A 15,923-nucleotide genomic window follows, 5' to 3' on the forward strand; every position below is an offset into this window, starting at 1 on the left:
AGTACTGTATATTAAAGGTCTGCACCACTATTTGTTGTGAGTTTGATCTAACATGTTGTCAATGCACTTTTTTTTGCGGTTATAAAAATTGAAAAACCCTCTACCTCCTGTTATTTAATAATCTTTCACTTACTTTGCATTCATGTTCAAGAAGAAGGAAACCTTAATTACAGCTTTTGCCCTATTCTCTCTTTTTTTTGGAGCAGGCAACCTTATTTTACCTCCTTTACTAGGCTTCAATTCTGGTGACCAATGGTTGGTAGTCACTATCGGTTTTGGACTCTCTGCGGTTGCCATTCCCATTTTTGGTATTTTGGCCCATGCAAAATTACAAGGTTCCCTTATAGACTTTGGCAATAAGGTATCACCTACTTTCAGCTTAATATATGCATTTTTCATATACGCCATTGCCATAGCACTTCCCAGCCCTAGAACAGCATCTGTAACGCATGAAATGGCCATTCAGCCATTTTGGGATATATCTTCCTGGTACACTAGTAGTATCTATTTTGCTTTGGTGTTATTGTTTGCACTTAACCGTTCTAAAATATTGAATATACTGGGCAAGATATTGACGCCGGCAATAATCCTAATTCTTCTTTTGGTAATAGGAATAACGATTTTCTCTTTCCCCTTTGATTTTGGAAGCACTACGATTGCCAGTCCGTTTGTCAACGGAATACTAGAAGGCTACCAAACATTCGATGCCATTGGCGCTGTAGTTGTTGGTGGGGTAATCATCATATCCATCAACCTAAAATATGTTGACGCAACCTATGACGAAAAGAAAACATTAATTAGAAATGCTGCTTGGTTTGCCGGTTTGGCCTTGTTTTTAATTTATATGGGGCTTATTCTTTCTGGAGCCTTATCTCATGCTGTCTTTAATGCAGAAACGACCAGAACAGAAATATTATCCGGTTTAGCAAAACAGAGTTTAGGTAACATCGGTAATTTGTTCTTAAGTATACTGGTAGGTTTAGCATGTTTTACCACCGCAGTAGGTATCGTAACCGGTACGGCAGATTTTGTAGCATCAAGATTTAATGAGTCAAAATCGGCATATACCATTATGGCTATTATTGGTAGTGTATTAGGTGTTCTTGTTGGTCAGTTCAATGTAGCTTATATTATTGCCGTAGCCATACCCTCTTTAATGTTCATTTATCCCATTACCATTATACTCATTGTTTTGAATGTAGTGCCAGATAAATATGCATCGTCTTTGGTATTTAGAGCGGTAACCATAGCCACCATACTATTTAGTATTCCTGATTTCTTGGGAAGTATAGGAGCAGTAACACCTGAAGCAAATACGTTTTCGTGGATTCCGCTTCAGCAGTATAGTTTAGGCTGGGTCTTTCCAGCACTTTTAGCATTTGTTCTGACCAATCTTTTAGCCAGAACAAATACAGATTAAAGCGAATTTCTAAAATTCAATTTCTAAACTGATCGGGCAATGATCACTGCCCATAATCTGATCATGAATTTCGGCGGACTTTACTTTTTCCCAAATAGATTCGCTTACCAAAAAGTAGTCTAAACGCCAGCCCACGTTTCTACCCCTTGCACCACCACGTGCACTCCAAAAAGTATATTTATTGAACGTAGTAGGGTGTAGTTTTCTAAAACTATCAACTAAATTGACCTCTTTCAACATATGGTCAAACCCATCTATCTCCACTTGGGTAAATCCAGAAGTTTTGTTGTAATTACTTTTGGGGTTGGCTAAATCGTTCTCAGTATGTGCCACGTTAAAATCACCTGTAATGATCAACGGTTTTGATTTTGAAAGCTCTTTTAGGTAATTGGTAAAATCTTTATCCCATCCTGCACGGTAATCCAATCTTTTTAGTCCACTACCACTATTTGGAATATAGACGTTCACCAAATGAAAGTGTTCAAATTCAGAATGGGTAATCCTTCCTTCTAAATCATGAATTTCTACCCCCATATTCTTGTTGAACGCCACGGGTTTCTGTTTAGAAAGAATTCCAGTACCAGAATACCCTTTTCTTTCGGCACTATTACTAAACAGTTCATAGTCTGTAATATCTTTCAATGCTTCGGCAACCTGATCATCTTGCGCTTTGGTTTCTTGAACACAAAATACATCGGCATCAAATTCCTTTACAACATCCTCAAATCCCTTTTTAACCGAAGCCCTAATTCCATTAACGTTCCACGATACTAATTTCATGCTTGTTATTTAGTTGTTCATTAATTCCTCTATCTCATCTGCCTTAATCGGAATATTCGCCATTAAGTTAAAAGGTTCTCCTTTTTCTTGAATAACTACATCATCTTCTAAACGAATACCCATATTTTCTGCAGGTATATAAATACCTGGCTCTACGGTAAACACCATATTCGCTTTCATTGGTGTTTTCAAAGCCCCGTAATCATGTGTATTTAAACCAATATGGTGACTTGTACCGTGCATGAAGTATTTCTTGTATGCAGGCCATTCGGGATTTTCATTTTGTACATCGGCTTTATCCAACAAACCAAGACCTAAAAGTTCTGAGGTCATTATTTTACCACATTCCTTGTGATATTCTGCCCAAAGCGTACCAGGCACCAACATTTTGGTAGCATCGTCTTTTACACGCAAAACAGCATTGTATACCTCTTTTTGGCGCTTTGTAAATGTACCGTTTACAGGAATAGTCCTTGTTAAGTCACTTGAGTAATTTGCATACTCTGCTGCAACATCCATCAAAATTAAATCGCCATCATTACAAGGCTTATTATTCTCTAAGTAGTGCAATACATTCGCATTATTGCCAGAAGCAATAATTGGCTGGTAAGCAAAACCTTTAGATCTATTTCGTACGAATTCATGTAAAAGTTCTGCTTCAATCTCATATTCCATTACGCCCGGTTTCACAAAACCAAGCAGTCTGCGAAATCCTTTTTCAGTGATATTACAAGCCGTTTGCATAATTTCAATTTCCTCAGGCTCTTTTACACCTCTAATTTCCTGCAAAATAGGATTACTTTTTGCTACGCGATGAGCAGGGTATTCGCGCTTACATTTTTCAATAAACCGATCTTCTCTAGTCTGTGTTTCTACCGCCTGCCTGTAATGTTCGTTTGTATTAAAATAAATAGTCTCGGCTTCGGTCATTAGATCGAAGAAGATTTTATCAAAATCTTGCAACCAACAAATGGTTTCTATACCAGATACTTCCGTAGCCTTTTCTTTGGTTAATTTTTCACCTTCCCAAATGGCAATATGCTCATTGGTTTCACGAACAAACAAAACTTCGCGATGTTTTTTATTTACAGCATCGGGAAATAACACCAGTATCGTTTCTTCTTGATCAGCACCGGATAGGTAAAATATATCTCTATGTTGCTCAAAAGGCAAAACACTATCGGCTCCTATTGGGTAAATATCGTTAGAGTTAAAAACTGCAATACTTTTAGGTTGCATGCAGTCCATAAATTTCTTACGGTTCTTTATAAATAGGGAGTTAGGTATTTGATCGTATTTCATGAATTTATATTTTGATATAAAATTACGCATTATGTGTTGTTTCCTTAAAAAATAGGGCATGGAATTATAAAATTTACAAGAATGTTAGCACAACTTCTTAGCTACAAAATGGCTAACTTGTATACCTAAACCAAACAAAGACAACTCATGAGAAAAATTGCTTACCTCATCTTAGGTACACTATGTTTACAGGCATGTTCAGAAACGCCGAAAGAAGAAACACAAACCGATCTTTTTGCCCGTATTGATACCGAAATAAAACAAAATTCCAAAGGCTATAGCACATTAAAGGAAGCTACCGAAACTATAGGTCATAGGTTAACAGGATCTACCAACGGTGCACAGGCAGAAGAATACACCTATAACAAATTCAAGGAATATGGTTTTGAAGATGTTGTTTACCAAACTTTTGAAGTTGAGGCATGGGCAAGAGGCGAAGTTGCTTTAAACATCAACGAGGATGATGTTATGGTAGTCACTTTAGGTCATGCACCTGTAGAGGCACACGTTACCGGTGAAATTGTAGACATGGGCAATGGACTAGATGCAGACTATGCAGCAAACCCAGATGCCGTAAAAGGAAAAATAGCTTTGGTATATATTAATATTCTACCAGGTAGCGAAGAAGGGTTAAACAATTTACACCGTAGCGAGAAAACGGCTTTAGCCATAAAATATGGTGCTATTGGTATTATTATCATTAACCAAGTGGATAATGGCGTTTTGCTTACAGGTACAGCTTCGGTTACAGGAGAGTTGATTCCAATACCTGCCGTATGTATTGGCAAGGAAGATGGCATGGCATTAAAAGAAACATTGAAGACCAAAAAAGCTACCGCCAAAATTGACATGACCAATACAAGCGATATGATTAAGGCAAGAAACGTAGTTGCAACATTACCAGGTACGGAAATACCTCAAGAAGAAATTGTAATTGGTGGTCATTTAGATTCTTGGGATTTGGCTACCGGTGCCATAGATAATGGTATTGGTTCATTTGCGGTGCTTGATATTGCAAGGGCATTCAAGGCTAATAATCTACAGCCAAAAAGAACCGTGAAGTTTGTTATGTTCATGGGAGAGGAACAAGGTTTACTAGGTTCTAAATATTTGGTAGAACAAGCTGTTGAAAACAATACCATTGAAAACATTAAATATATGATGAATCTAGATATGTCCGGTAACCCAATAGGTATGAATGCGGGCGGTAAACTAGATAATGAACAGTTCTTTAAAGATTTAGGTGCTGCCATTCAAAAACAGGATACTATTTATCAAAACAAATTCTCCAACAAATCTGGGCTACATAGCGATCACCAACCATTTATGCTTGAGGGAGTTCCCATTTTATCGGTACATAGTAATTTAGACCGCTCTATCTACGGATGCTACCATTCTGATTGTGACGATTTTCATTTGGTGAATGAAGACCATATGAAAAATACGGCACGTTTTGGTACAATGATGTTGTATGCTCTGGCAAATGCCGATACTTTACCAGCAACAAAAATGGATAGTGAAACCACTAAAGAATTCATGATCAAAAATGATTTAAAGGAGAAATTGATCATTGGCAACGAATGGAAATGGGAAGAGTAATCTCCATCAAAAGAAAATTATTAAGGCAGGGCATTGTACCCGCATTACTCTGCCTTTCTTTTTTAGCAGGATGCTCTCAGCAACCTGAAGAAAAACCAGTAGATTATTTTGAGCTTGTTCGCCCAGAATTCACTGGTAAGCTTGCCTATGAAACTACAGATTTTGTAGAAGATTATTGGCGTGTTGTAGGCAACACCGGTTTTAATAAAACAATTCACCTTATTGCAGATAGTCTAAAAGCCGCAGGTTATGTATTAGAAGAGGATGCAAAAATTGGTGACCGTTTTACCTACCGTATTGAAAAGCGAGCAATGAGCCGCCAAACTTGGGAACCTGTTTCAGCGTCACTACAAATTGTAGGTCAAGAAATGCCCTTGCTACTTTCGCAAACCAATAGGAACATGACTTATTTAAATTCGGCTTCTACCCCAAAAGAGGGTATTAAGGCAGAAGTTGTATGGGTAACATCTGTTGAAGATATGGAGTCCGCCTCCATGAAAGACAAAGTAGTTTTTGCAGAAATGAGTGCTAGAAAGTTGTACAAAACCGCAATGAAAAAAGGGGCAATAGGAATTCTCACCTATGACAACCCAGAGTATTTACAACCAGAGAAAAATACCACTTCAATTCAATTTAGAAGTCTTCCTTCACCATCTGATAGTGATTTTTGGGGCATTGCCCTGTCATATGAGGCAAAAGAAAAATTAATATCACAACTTAAAACAGGTACTACCGAAGTTTTAGTAAAGATAGAAACCAAAAGATATCCATCCGAAGAACTAACCATTGTTGCCGATATTAAAGGAAGTGAATTGCCAAACGAACGTTTGGTGTACAGCGCACATGTTCAAGAACCCGGCGCCAATGACAACGCAACGGGTGTTGGCACGCAATTAGAAATGGCTAAAACCGCAGCCAAATTATTTGGCGAAAACAAAATAGCATTTAAAAGAAGTATGACTTTTTTATGGGGCGATGAAATTGTTTCTACCAACCGGTATATTCAAGAAAATTCAGAGCGTGCAAAAGGAATTAAATGGGGAATTAGTCTTGATATGGTAGGCGAAAATACTGCAGTAACAGGCGGCACTTTCTTAATTGAAAAAATGCCAGACCCAAGTACTATTTGGACTCGTGGCAATGATAAACATAGTGAATGGGGCGGTGAAGTTTTGAAACTGAAGGACATGAAACCACACTATTTAAATGATTTTATAACATCGACCTTTAAAAAACAGGGCGAATTTGCGAATTGGGTGGTAGAAACCAACCCGTTTGAAGGCGGCAGCGATCACACTCCGTTTTTACAAGCTGATATACCCGGACTTTTACTTTGGCATTTTACAGACCAATTTTACCATACCGATAATGACCGTATAGACAAGGTTTCACAAGAAACCATGAAAAATGTGGGTACTGCGGCACTAGTGAGCGGACTCACCCTAGTAAATTCAAATACCGCATTTGCCTTAGAACAAATATCTTTATTGGAACAAAAAGCCATAGACCGTTTACAGACCGAATTTCAATTAAGTGTAAACGCTATTAAGGATGGTAACTCTATTGAGAATGAAAAGGCTATTCTAGAAGCTTGGGAAGATTGGTACGTTAAAGCCATCTCAACCACCAGCGATGTTGTTTCAAAATCAAATGGTGATATTAAAAACGCCATTAAAGAATCACAATCAAGGGTATCGTTAAAATCACAAGAATTGATCAAGAAATTGAAAACCAGCTCTAAAAACTAATCAGTAACTTACCATCTGCAGTATCAAAAACATTATAATGAAACAGTTTTATTTCCTATTACTAATCGGTATTTCTATAGTATCGGCACAGGTTCAACCAACTACATCTGAAAAAATAGATGAATCATTGATTGCCAAACAGGCTATGGATGCCAATTCACTGGTCAAAAATATTCCATTAAAAAATATAGGTCCTTCTGTAATGAGTGGTCGTGTAGTAGATTTAGCGGTCAACGACAACAACCCAACAGAATATTACGTAGCATACGCTTCTGGCGGATTGTGGTACACTAACAATAACGGCAACACCTTTACTCCGGTAATGGATGAAACCCAAACCCAGAATCTTGGCGACATTACGGTTCATTGGCAAAGCGGAACCATTTGGGCAGGTACGGGAGAGAATAACTCATCACGTTCATCTTACGCCGGTATCGGGATATTAAAGTCTACCGATAAGGGTAAAACCTGGCAACATATGGGCTTATCAGATTCGCACCATATTGGGCGCATTATAGTAAATCCTGATAATGCAAATGAAGTAACCGTGGGCGTTACTGGTCATTTATATTCTCCTAACAAAGAACGCGGCATTTACAAAACCACAGATGGCGGTAAAACTTGGAAAAAAACTTTATTCATTGATGACAATACAGGTATCATCGATGTTGCGGTTTCCCCTAATAATTATCAGATACAATACGCAGCAGCTTGGCAAAAAGATAGAAAAGCATGGAATTTTAGCAGTAGTGGAGAAGGTTCTGGCATTTACAAAAGTACAGATGCCGGCACCACTTGGACAAAAATTTCAACACCTTCAAGCGGATTTCCTACGGGAGAAGGAGTTGGTAGAATTGGCTTAGCTGTTTTTGATGACAACATTCTTTATGCGGTTCATGACAATCAATTTAGAAGAGAAAAATCCAAAGAAAAAAAGGAGAAACAGTCGGGCTTAACAAAAGATGATTTTAAATCGCTCTCCAAAGAACAGTTCTTGAAGCTGAACGACAAAGAGCTGAACGAATTTCTAAAAACCAATAATTTTCACGAAAAATATAGAGCTGCCAATGTCAAGCAAATGGTTCGTAGTAATGCCGTACAACCGGCAGACTTGGCGTTATATTTAGAAGATGCCAACAGTATGTTGTTTGATACGCCGGTTATTGGTGCAGAAGTCTACCGAAGTAATGATGGCGGTAAAACTTGGTCAAAACAAAACGAAGACTATATAGACGACCTTTTTTACAGCTACGGGTATTATTTTGCCCAGGTTACTGTTGATCCTAATAATGTTGATGCCATTTATTTAGCCGGTGTACCCATTATAGCTTCTAAAGATGGCGGCAAAACATATACATCAATAAATGGTGATAACGTTCATTCAGATCACCATGCATTATGGATCAATCCAAAATTACCCGGTCATCTCATTAACGGGAATGATGGCGGAGTTAACACGAGCTACGATGACGGTAAAAATTGGTTTAAGAACAACTCTCCCACGGTTGGTCAGTTTTATGCCATTGCCGTAGATAATGAAAAACCATATAACATATATGGCGGATTACAAGACAACGGAGTTTGGATGGGACCGCACAATGCAGAGGAAAACAGCGAATGGCAGCAAACAGGGCAACACCCTTGGAAATCTATTTTAGGTGGAGATGGTATGCAAGTAGAGATTGACGATCGCAACGCTAATATCGTTTACACGGGATATCAATTCGGAAATTATTTTAGAATCGATTTAGAAAAAGACCAAAGAAATTATATTCAACCAAAACATGAGCTAGGCGAGGCTCCCTACCGTTTCAACTGGCAAACTCCTATTTTACTTTCTCCCCATAACCAAGATATTTTATATATGGGCAGTAATAAAATGCATCGTTCCTTAAATAAAGGAGACACATGGGAAACTATCTCAGCTGACCTGACCCAAGGAGGAAAACAAGGTAATGTAGCCTATGGTACCTTGACCACAATTTCTGAATCTACCTATAAATTCGGATTGTTATATACCGGTAGTGACGATGGTCTAATTCAACGAACTGATAACGGTGGTGGTAGTTGGATAACCGTATCTAATAACCTACCTCAAAATTTATGGGTAAGCAGGGTCATTGCTTCAAAACATAACGAAAATAGAGTATATGCTACATTAAACGGTTACCGTTCAGACGACTTTACTCCCTATATTTTTGTAAGTGATGACAAAGGGTCTACTTGGAAAAACATTTCTAATAACATACCTACATCTGCCGTGAACGTTATAGTAGAAGACCCGGAAAATGAAAACCTTTTATTTGTTGGTACGGATAATGGCTTATACGTTTCATTGGATAGGGGAACAACATGGCAATCTTTCCAAAATGGAATGCCCTATGTTGCCGTTCATGATTTGGTCATACAACAAGATGCCAAACATTTAGTGGTGGGTACGCATGGTAGAAGTATTTATACCGCAAATATCGCTGCGCTTCAAAATTTGACTTCAGAAATTCAGAACAAAGCACTGCACGTATATGCGCTAGAAAATAGTAAACATTCTTCACGTTGGGGTAATTCTTGGAGCTCTTGGTCAAAACCTAGAACACCAGGATTAGACGTCACCTTCTACTCTGATAGTGATGATGTGTATGAAGCCAAAATACTATCTTCAGATGATATCGTAGTCAGTGAAACTGAAATTATTGCGGACAAAGGTTTAAATGTTTTATCATATGATGTTGCTTTCTCTAAAATTGGCAAGATGAATTACCTTAAAAAGCACAAAACTGTTTTAAAACAAGCTGATAATGGAAGTACCTATTTACCAAAGGGAACCTATACCGTAGAAATTAAAGGAAACGGAACTGTTGAAAAAGCAACTTTTGATATAGAATAGCACAATGAAAATAGTAGATTGGAACGAGTTACCGGAACTAGGTGTTAGCCATGACCCAAGTATTAAGAAAAAGACATTGATAAATCGTGGTGAAATACCACAATTAATGATGTATGGTACCGCTGTTTTTAAACCTGGTCAAAAAGTTGAGCTTCATAAACATGATACTATGTTTGAAGTCTTTCATATACAGACCGGTAAAGCCGTATTTACTATTTCAGGAAAGGATTATGAGGTTGGTCCTGGAAAATGCATCACCATAGCCCCTGGTGAATTACATGGCCAACATAACCCATTTGACCAAAATGTAACTTGGACCTATTTTGGAATAGCTACAGATTAAGAATTATTAATTATGGAACTTACTTTAGGCATACCGGCACTACTTTTCCCTGCCATTTCATTAACAATGTTGGCATACAATGCAAGATACTTGGCCATTGCCGCATTAATACGCCAATTACATCAAAAATATCAAGAAACGGCGTCACAATCCGTTGGGCTACAAGTTCAAAAATTACGTAAACGACTCACCATTATCAAAAACATGCAAGCCACTGCCATTTTTAGCTTTTTATTGGCAGTAATTACAATGACCTTAATTTACGTAGAACTTGCATTTTGGGCTAATTTGATATTTAGTATTAGTTTATTCGCATTGATGGTATCGTTGGTCTTGTCATTGATCGAGGTTCAATTATCGACCAAAGCATTAGAAATTCAGTTGAAGGATATGGAGAAATAATTGATACATATCTAGAAAAGGCTCCTAACTAATAACCATACCGTTCGTCGATGTTTTTATAAGCTATTGGCTTAATAACCAGTATCTTTGACATCTGACAATAATAGGCATGAAAAGAGTTCGAGAACTCGAATTGATTAATCAAATTAAGGAGATTAGAGAATTTGAATTTGGTGTATTCTATTTCTTCAAAGGAGGTATTGTCATCTCTGAAATGAATGAGGGAGCACATTTTAAATGGCAAAATGCAAAAAAAACAGTGTACGCCGCCCAGGAAATATATGATAATGACATTCCACTAATCTATATTGCCAACAGGGTAAACAAATATCGTGTAGCTCCTTTTGAATGGTTCAAGTATCATAAAAATCGTTTCGACATGCAGTATATAGCTTCGGTAGGGCCATTGAAAAACAATTTATTAAGTTCCATAATAAAGAAATTAATTTTCCCAAAAAGAATCAAATCATTCACAGATTTGGATGAAGCTGTTGCTTGGGCACTGGAGATTTCAAAAAAATCAAAATAAAATTCAGAGATGCCAATTTTTTTTGTTGAATGTTTACCAAAATAGAAGCATATATTTTCAAAATTTATTAAACATCTACAAAATTGATTTTAAAATCAATCTAAATTGATATACTAAAACTGCTTAATTCTTGTTAATAACTAGCTTGTGATGTAACTTCGCATATAAAATTAACGACTAATGAGCGGATTTTTTAAATCTTCGATCGGTAGAAAGTACGCAATGGCACTTTCTGCTTTCTTTTTAATGTTTTTTCTACTTCAGCATTTTGCAATAAACATCTTATCGGTTTTTAGCCCCGATGCGTTTAATGAAGCATCGCATTTTATGGGGACCTTTTGGGCCGTACAATATGTTTTGCAACCAATTTTAATTTTTGGTGTTATCTATCATTTTGTGATGGGTTTCATTTTAGAAGCCAGAAATAGAAGTGCAAGAGTGAAAAAATATGCTAAGAACAATGGGGCTGCCAATTCATCTTGGATGAGCCGAAACATGATTTACAGTGGTTTATGCATTTTGGCATTCCTTGTACTGCATTTCATAGATTTCTGGTTTCCAGAAATAAACACCAAATACATTCAGGGTGATATGTCCGGATTATTGGGTAACGGTGAAGGTTTTCGTTATTATGAGGAACTTGCCCATAAATTCGAAAGCCCATTACGTGTTGGCGCTTATGTAATAGCCTTCGTATTCTTATCGCTTCATCTAATGCACGGTTTTAGTTCTGCATTTCAATCTGCAGGTGCATCTAGTATGAGAAAAGAAAAATTACAATTGTTTGGTAAAGCGTATGCTATAATAATTCCTTTAGGTTTTATTTTCATTGCTCTTTTTCATCATTTTAATCATCATTAATACCTATTACTTATGTCTGTATTAGACTCAAAAGTACCTAAAGGTCCGTTGGAAACGAAGTGGACCGATTATAAGAATCATATAGATTTGGTTAACCCTGCCAACAAACGTAATATTGACATTATAGTTGTTGGAACAGGATTGGCAGGGGGTTCCGCTGCCGCAACTTTAGCGGAATTAGGCTATAATGTAAAAACATTTTGCTATCAAGATTCTCCAAGAAGAGCGCACTCTATTGCTGCACAAGGTGGTATTAACGCTGCAAAGAACTATCAAGGAGATGGTGATTCTACCTACCGTTTATTTTACGATACCGTAAAAGGTGGTGATTACCGTTCAAGAGAAGCAAACGTATATAGATTGGCAGAAGTTTCTGCGAATATTATTGACCAATGTGTTGCACAAGGGGTTCCTTTTGCACGTGATTATGGCGGACTACTAGACAACCGTTCGTTTGGTGGTGTATTGGTTTCAAGAACTTTTTACGCAAAAGGACAGACAGGACAACAATTATTATTAGGTGCCTATTCTGCCATGAACAGACAAATTGCACGAGGTAAAATTACTCCGTTCAACCGTCATGAAATGTTAGATGTTGTAAAGATAGACGGCAAGGCACGTGGTATTATTGCCCGTAATTTGGTTACCGGTGAAATAGAACGTCATTCCGCACATGCAGTGGTTATAGCATCAGGTGGTTATGGAAATGTATATTTCCTATCTACAAATGCAATGGGATCTAACGTTACCGCATCTTGGAAAATACATAAAAAGGGAGCTTTTTTTGCCAACCCATGTTATACTCAAATTCACCCAACGTGTATTCCGCGTTCAGGTGACTACCAGTCTAAACTTACGTTAATGTCAGAGTCTTTACGTAATGATGGACGTATTTGGGTTCCTAAAAATCTTGAAGATGTTAAGGCAATACGTGAAGGCAAGAAAAAACCGACCGATCTATCTGAAGACGAAAGAGATTACTACTTAGAAAGAAGGTACCCTGCATTTGGTAACCTAGTACCACGTGATGTTGCATCTAGAGCAGCAAAAGAACGTTGTGACGCCGGTTACGGAGTAAATGCAACAGGTGAAGCTGTTTATTTGGATTTTGCAGCCGCTATTGAAAGATACGGGAAAGAGCAAGCAAAGATACACGGTATCAATAATGCATCTGCAGACAAAATTTATGAACTAGGTGCCGCTATCGTAAAAGCAAAATACGGTAACCTTTTTCAAATGTATGAGAAAATCGTTGATCAAGACCCATATAAGACACCTATGATGATTTACCCAGCTGTTCATTATACCATGGGAGGTGTTTGGGTAGATTACAATTTAATGACTACAATACCTGGGTGTTATGCTATTGGTGAAGCCAACTTCTCCGATCATGGTGCAAACCGATTAGGGGCTTCTGCACTTATGCAAGGTTTGGCCGATGGTTATTTTGTTTTACCCTATACTATTGGCGATTATTTATCTAATGACATTAGAACAGGTAAAATACCTACCGACACACCAGAATTCGATGCCGCGGAAAAAGAAGTAACCGATAGAATAAACTTTTTTATCAATAATAAAGGAGAACATTCTGTAGATTATTACCATAAGAAATTAGGTAAGATCATGTGGGATAAATGTGGTATGTCACGTAATGCAGAAGGATTGAAAAGTGCAATCGATGAAATATCGGCCCTTAGAAAAGATTTCTGGAAAAACGTAAATGTTCCGGGAACAACAACCGAATACAACGAGCAATTAGCAAAAGCAGGAAGAGTTGCAGATTTCTTGGAGTTAGGAGAATTATTCGCTAAAGATGCACTTGTTAGGGAAGAGTCTGCAGGTGGCCACTTTAGGGAAGAACACCAAACAGAAGAAGGTGAAGCAAAAAGACTATCAGAGTTTCAATTTGTTTCTGCATGGGAATATAAAGGAGAACCAAAAGATGCTGTATTGCATAAAGAAGAACTCGTTTATGAAAATATAGAAGTTAAAGAAAGAAGTTATAAATAAAGAAGGTAACATGAACTTAACACTTAAAATTTGGCGTCAATCAGACGCGAACGACAAGGGTAAAATGGTCGACTATAAAGTGACAGAAATATCTGAACACATGTCCTTTTTAGAAATGATGGATGTTCTTAACGAACAATTAATAAATAAAGGAGAAGAGCCTGTAGCTTTTGATCATGATTGTAGGGAAGGTATTTGTGGTATGTGCTCTATGTTCATTAATGGTGAGGCTCATGGACCGGATAGAGGAGTAACCACTTGTCAATTGCACATGAGAATGTTCAAAGACGGTGATACCATAACTATTGAGCCTTTTAGGGCAAAAGCCTTTCCGGTTATAAAAGATTTGGTTGTTGACAGAAGTGCTTTTGATCGTATACAACACGCCGGAGGTTATATCTCTGTAAATACATCAGGTAATACGCAAGATGCAAACGCAACACTTATTTCCAAACATGCAGCTGATGAGGCTATGGATGCAGCAACCTGTATTGGCTGCGGTGCTTGTGTAGCAAGCTGTAAAAATGCTTCGGCTATGCTATTTGTAGGTGCAAAAGTGTCACAATATGCTTTATTGCCACAAGGTCAGGTAGAAGCTGTTGACCGTGTTAAGAATATGGTTGCCCAAATGGATCTAGAAGGTTTTGGGAATTGCACGAATACAGGTGCCTGTGAAGTTGAATGTCCTAAAGGAATTTCTTTGGAAAACATTGCAAGAATGAATAGAGAATTTTTAAGCGCTAATGTAAAAAGTTAAGCTTAGAATCATAAAGTTTTAAAAAATCTCGACCGTAAAGGTTCGAGATTTTTTATTTTTAAGAGATGTCCAAAGACTATTCCACAGAACGAATAAAAGTACCGAGGTTCAACGAAGCGTCCGGTTTCTATACCACGCCACAACGCTCTAAAATAATGAGTAAAATTAAAGGCAAGAACACAAAACCGGAACTTGCTTTTAGAAAAGCCCTTTATGCCGCCGGATATAGATATCGTATCGATTATAAAAAGTTAATAGGCAAACCTGACATAGCACTACCCAAATATAAAACGGTCATATTTATAGATGGCGAATATTGGCATGGTAAAAATTGGGAAGAACGTAAACCTAAAGTAAAAACTAACAGAGAATTTTGGATAGCCAAAATAGAACGCAATATGCAGCGAGACGCTGAAGTAAACGAAAAACTAATCGCTATGGGTTATACCGTAATTAGATTTTGGGAAACAGATATCAAAAAAAACTTAGAACAATGTTTAGAAAAGACCTTGCGACACTTAAATAGAGTGCAAATGAGCACATACTGAATTTTATCAAGTTCATTTAATAAATGTTTAACCCTTGCCATCCCTTTATTAATAGACCTTTAACGGACATTGCCTTCTATGATATGTAACTTAGTATCAAAGAAATTATTAATCGTTAAAAACTATATATTATGAAGAGGATAGCAATATTAGCTACAAATGGATTTGAGGAAAGTGAATTAAAATCTCCAAAAGAAGCCATGGAAAAAGAAGGCTTTAATGTTGAAATAGTAAGTTTAGAAAATGGAGAAATAAAAGGTTGGGCAGATGGAAACTGGTCTAACAGCTACACTGTAGATAAAACCTTGAACGAAGTTAGAGCAGAGGACTACAACGCATTGGTGTTACCAGGCGGGGTAATAAACCCTGATTTACTAAGAAGGGAAGAGACGGCATTAGATTTTGTAAGAGACTTTTTTAAATTGAAAAAACCTGTAGCAGCTATTTGCCATGCACCATGGACATTGATAAGTGCAGGTGTAGTTAAAGGAAGAAAAATGACTTCATTTAATTCTATTAAGGATGATTTGATAAATGCCGGAGCTAATTGGGTAGACCAAGAGGTCGTAGTTGATGAAGGATTTGTAACCAGTAGAAATCCTGATGACTTACCAGCTTTTAATTCTAAATTAATTGAGGAAATTAAAGAAGGAAAGCATGAAATGCAACATGCCTAATTAAATTGATTAAAACAAAAAAAGCTCAACCAGTTGGTTGGGCTTTTTTTTATATCCGTA

Annotated in this window: 14 protein-coding genes; 12 read left to right on the top strand and 2 right to left on the bottom strand. The window is 37.3% G+C overall.

All coding sequences use genetic code 11. From position 1 onward, the window contains the following. The first annotated feature begins 142 nt into the window (after positions 1 to 142). Positions 143 to 1,420, top strand: a complete 1,278-nt coding sequence (gene brnQ, locus PXC01_RS00715; RefSeq protein ID WP_276470461.1) for a branched-chain amino acid transport system II carrier protein — start codon at positions 143 to 145, stop codon at positions 1,418 to 1,420. Between the two features lie 9 nt (positions 1,421 to 1,429). Here the strand turns inward: brnQ and PXC01_RS00720 are convergent, their stop codons facing one another. Both PXC01_RS00720 and PXC01_RS00725 read right to left on the bottom strand, forming a co-directional pair. Beyond that, positions 1,430 to 2,200 (bottom strand): exodeoxyribonuclease III, encoded by a 771-nt coding sequence (locus PXC01_RS00720; protein ID WP_276470462.1) that lies wholly within the window; start codon positions 2,198 to 2,200, stop codon positions 1,430 to 1,432. Between the two features lie 9 nt (positions 2,201 to 2,209). Then, positions 2,210 to 3,502 carry an aminopeptidase P family protein gene (locus PXC01_RS00725; protein ID WP_276470463.1) on the bottom strand — a complete coding sequence of 431 codons (1,293 nt, stop codon included), beginning with the start codon at positions 3,500 to 3,502 and terminating at the stop codon, positions 2,210 to 2,212. A gap of 147 nt (positions 3,503 to 3,649) precedes the next feature. Here PXC01_RS00725 and PXC01_RS00730 point away from each other — a divergent pair, with 147 nt between their 5' ends. From PXC01_RS00730 to PXC01_RS00780, 11 genes are all read left to right on the top strand, one after another. Further along, positions 3,650 to 5,101, top strand: a complete 1,452-nt coding sequence (locus tag PXC01_RS00730) for a M20/M25/M40 family metallo-hydrolase (RefSeq protein WP_276470464.1) — start codon at positions 3,650 to 3,652, stop codon at positions 5,099 to 5,101. Next, complete coding sequence (locus tag PXC01_RS00735) at positions 5,089 to 6,849, top strand: M28 family peptidase (RefSeq protein WP_276470465.1); 1,761 nt, start codon at positions 5,089 to 5,091, stop codon at positions 6,847 to 6,849. Before PXC01_RS00730 ends, PXC01_RS00735 begins: the two co-directional genes overlap by 13 nt. A 37-nt stretch (positions 6,850 to 6,886) precedes the next feature. Beyond that, entirely contained in the window at positions 6,887 to 9,733 is a 2,847-nt protein-coding gene (locus tag PXC01_RS00740) for a WD40/YVTN/BNR-like repeat-containing protein (protein WP_276470466.1), read from the top strand. A gap of 4 nt (positions 9,734 to 9,737) precedes the next feature. Further along, positions 9,738 to 10,076, top strand: coding sequence for a cupin domain-containing protein (locus PXC01_RS00745; protein WP_276470467.1), 339 nt, complete (start codon positions 9,738 to 9,740; stop codon positions 10,074 to 10,076). 12 nt (positions 10,077 to 10,088) lie between these two features. After that, the gene (locus tag PXC01_RS00750) at positions 10,089 to 10,478 is read left to right on the top strand and encodes a DUF2721 domain-containing protein (protein WP_276470468.1); all 390 of its coding nucleotides are present in this window, start codon (positions 10,089 to 10,091) and stop codon (positions 10,476 to 10,478) included. Between the two features lie 109 nt (positions 10,479 to 10,587). Further along, positions 10,588 to 11,007 carry a hypothetical protein gene (locus PXC01_RS00755; protein ID WP_276470469.1) on the top strand — a complete coding sequence of 140 codons (420 nt, stop codon included), beginning with the start codon at positions 10,588 to 10,590 and terminating at the stop codon, positions 11,005 to 11,007. 180 nt (positions 11,008 to 11,187) lie between these two features. Further along, positions 11,188 to 11,868, top strand: a complete 681-nt coding sequence (locus PXC01_RS00760; protein ID WP_276470470.1) for a succinate dehydrogenase cytochrome b subunit — start codon at positions 11,188 to 11,190, stop codon at positions 11,866 to 11,868. 12 nt (positions 11,869 to 11,880) lie between these two features. Then, a complete protein-coding gene (locus tag PXC01_RS00765) occupies positions 11,881 to 13,881 on the top strand; it encodes a fumarate reductase/succinate dehydrogenase flavoprotein subunit (protein ID WP_276470471.1) in 2,001 nt (666 codons plus the stop codon). A 10-nt stretch (positions 13,882 to 13,891) separates the two neighbouring features. Further along, positions 13,892 to 14,638 (top strand): succinate dehydrogenase/fumarate reductase iron-sulfur subunit, encoded by a 747-nt coding sequence (locus PXC01_RS00770; protein WP_276470472.1) that lies wholly within the window; start codon positions 13,892 to 13,894, stop codon positions 14,636 to 14,638. Positions 14,639 to 14,703: 65 nt separating this feature from the next. Further along, positions 14,704 to 15,186 (top strand): very short patch repair endonuclease, encoded by a 483-nt coding sequence (locus tag PXC01_RS00775; RefSeq protein ID WP_276470473.1) that lies wholly within the window; start codon positions 14,704 to 14,706, stop codon positions 15,184 to 15,186. A 131-nt stretch (positions 15,187 to 15,317) separates the two neighbouring features. Beyond that, a complete protein-coding gene (locus PXC01_RS00780) occupies positions 15,318 to 15,863 on the top strand; it encodes a type 1 glutamine amidotransferase domain-containing protein (protein WP_276470474.1) in 546 nt (181 codons plus the stop codon). Positions 15,864 to 15,923: the final 60 nt, after the last annotated feature.

The sequence above is a fragment of the Maribacter huludaoensis genome (assembly GCF_029350945.1).
GTDB classification, from domain to species: Bacteria; Bacteroidota; Bacteroidia; order Flavobacteriales; family Flavobacteriaceae; genus Maribacter; species Maribacter huludaoensis.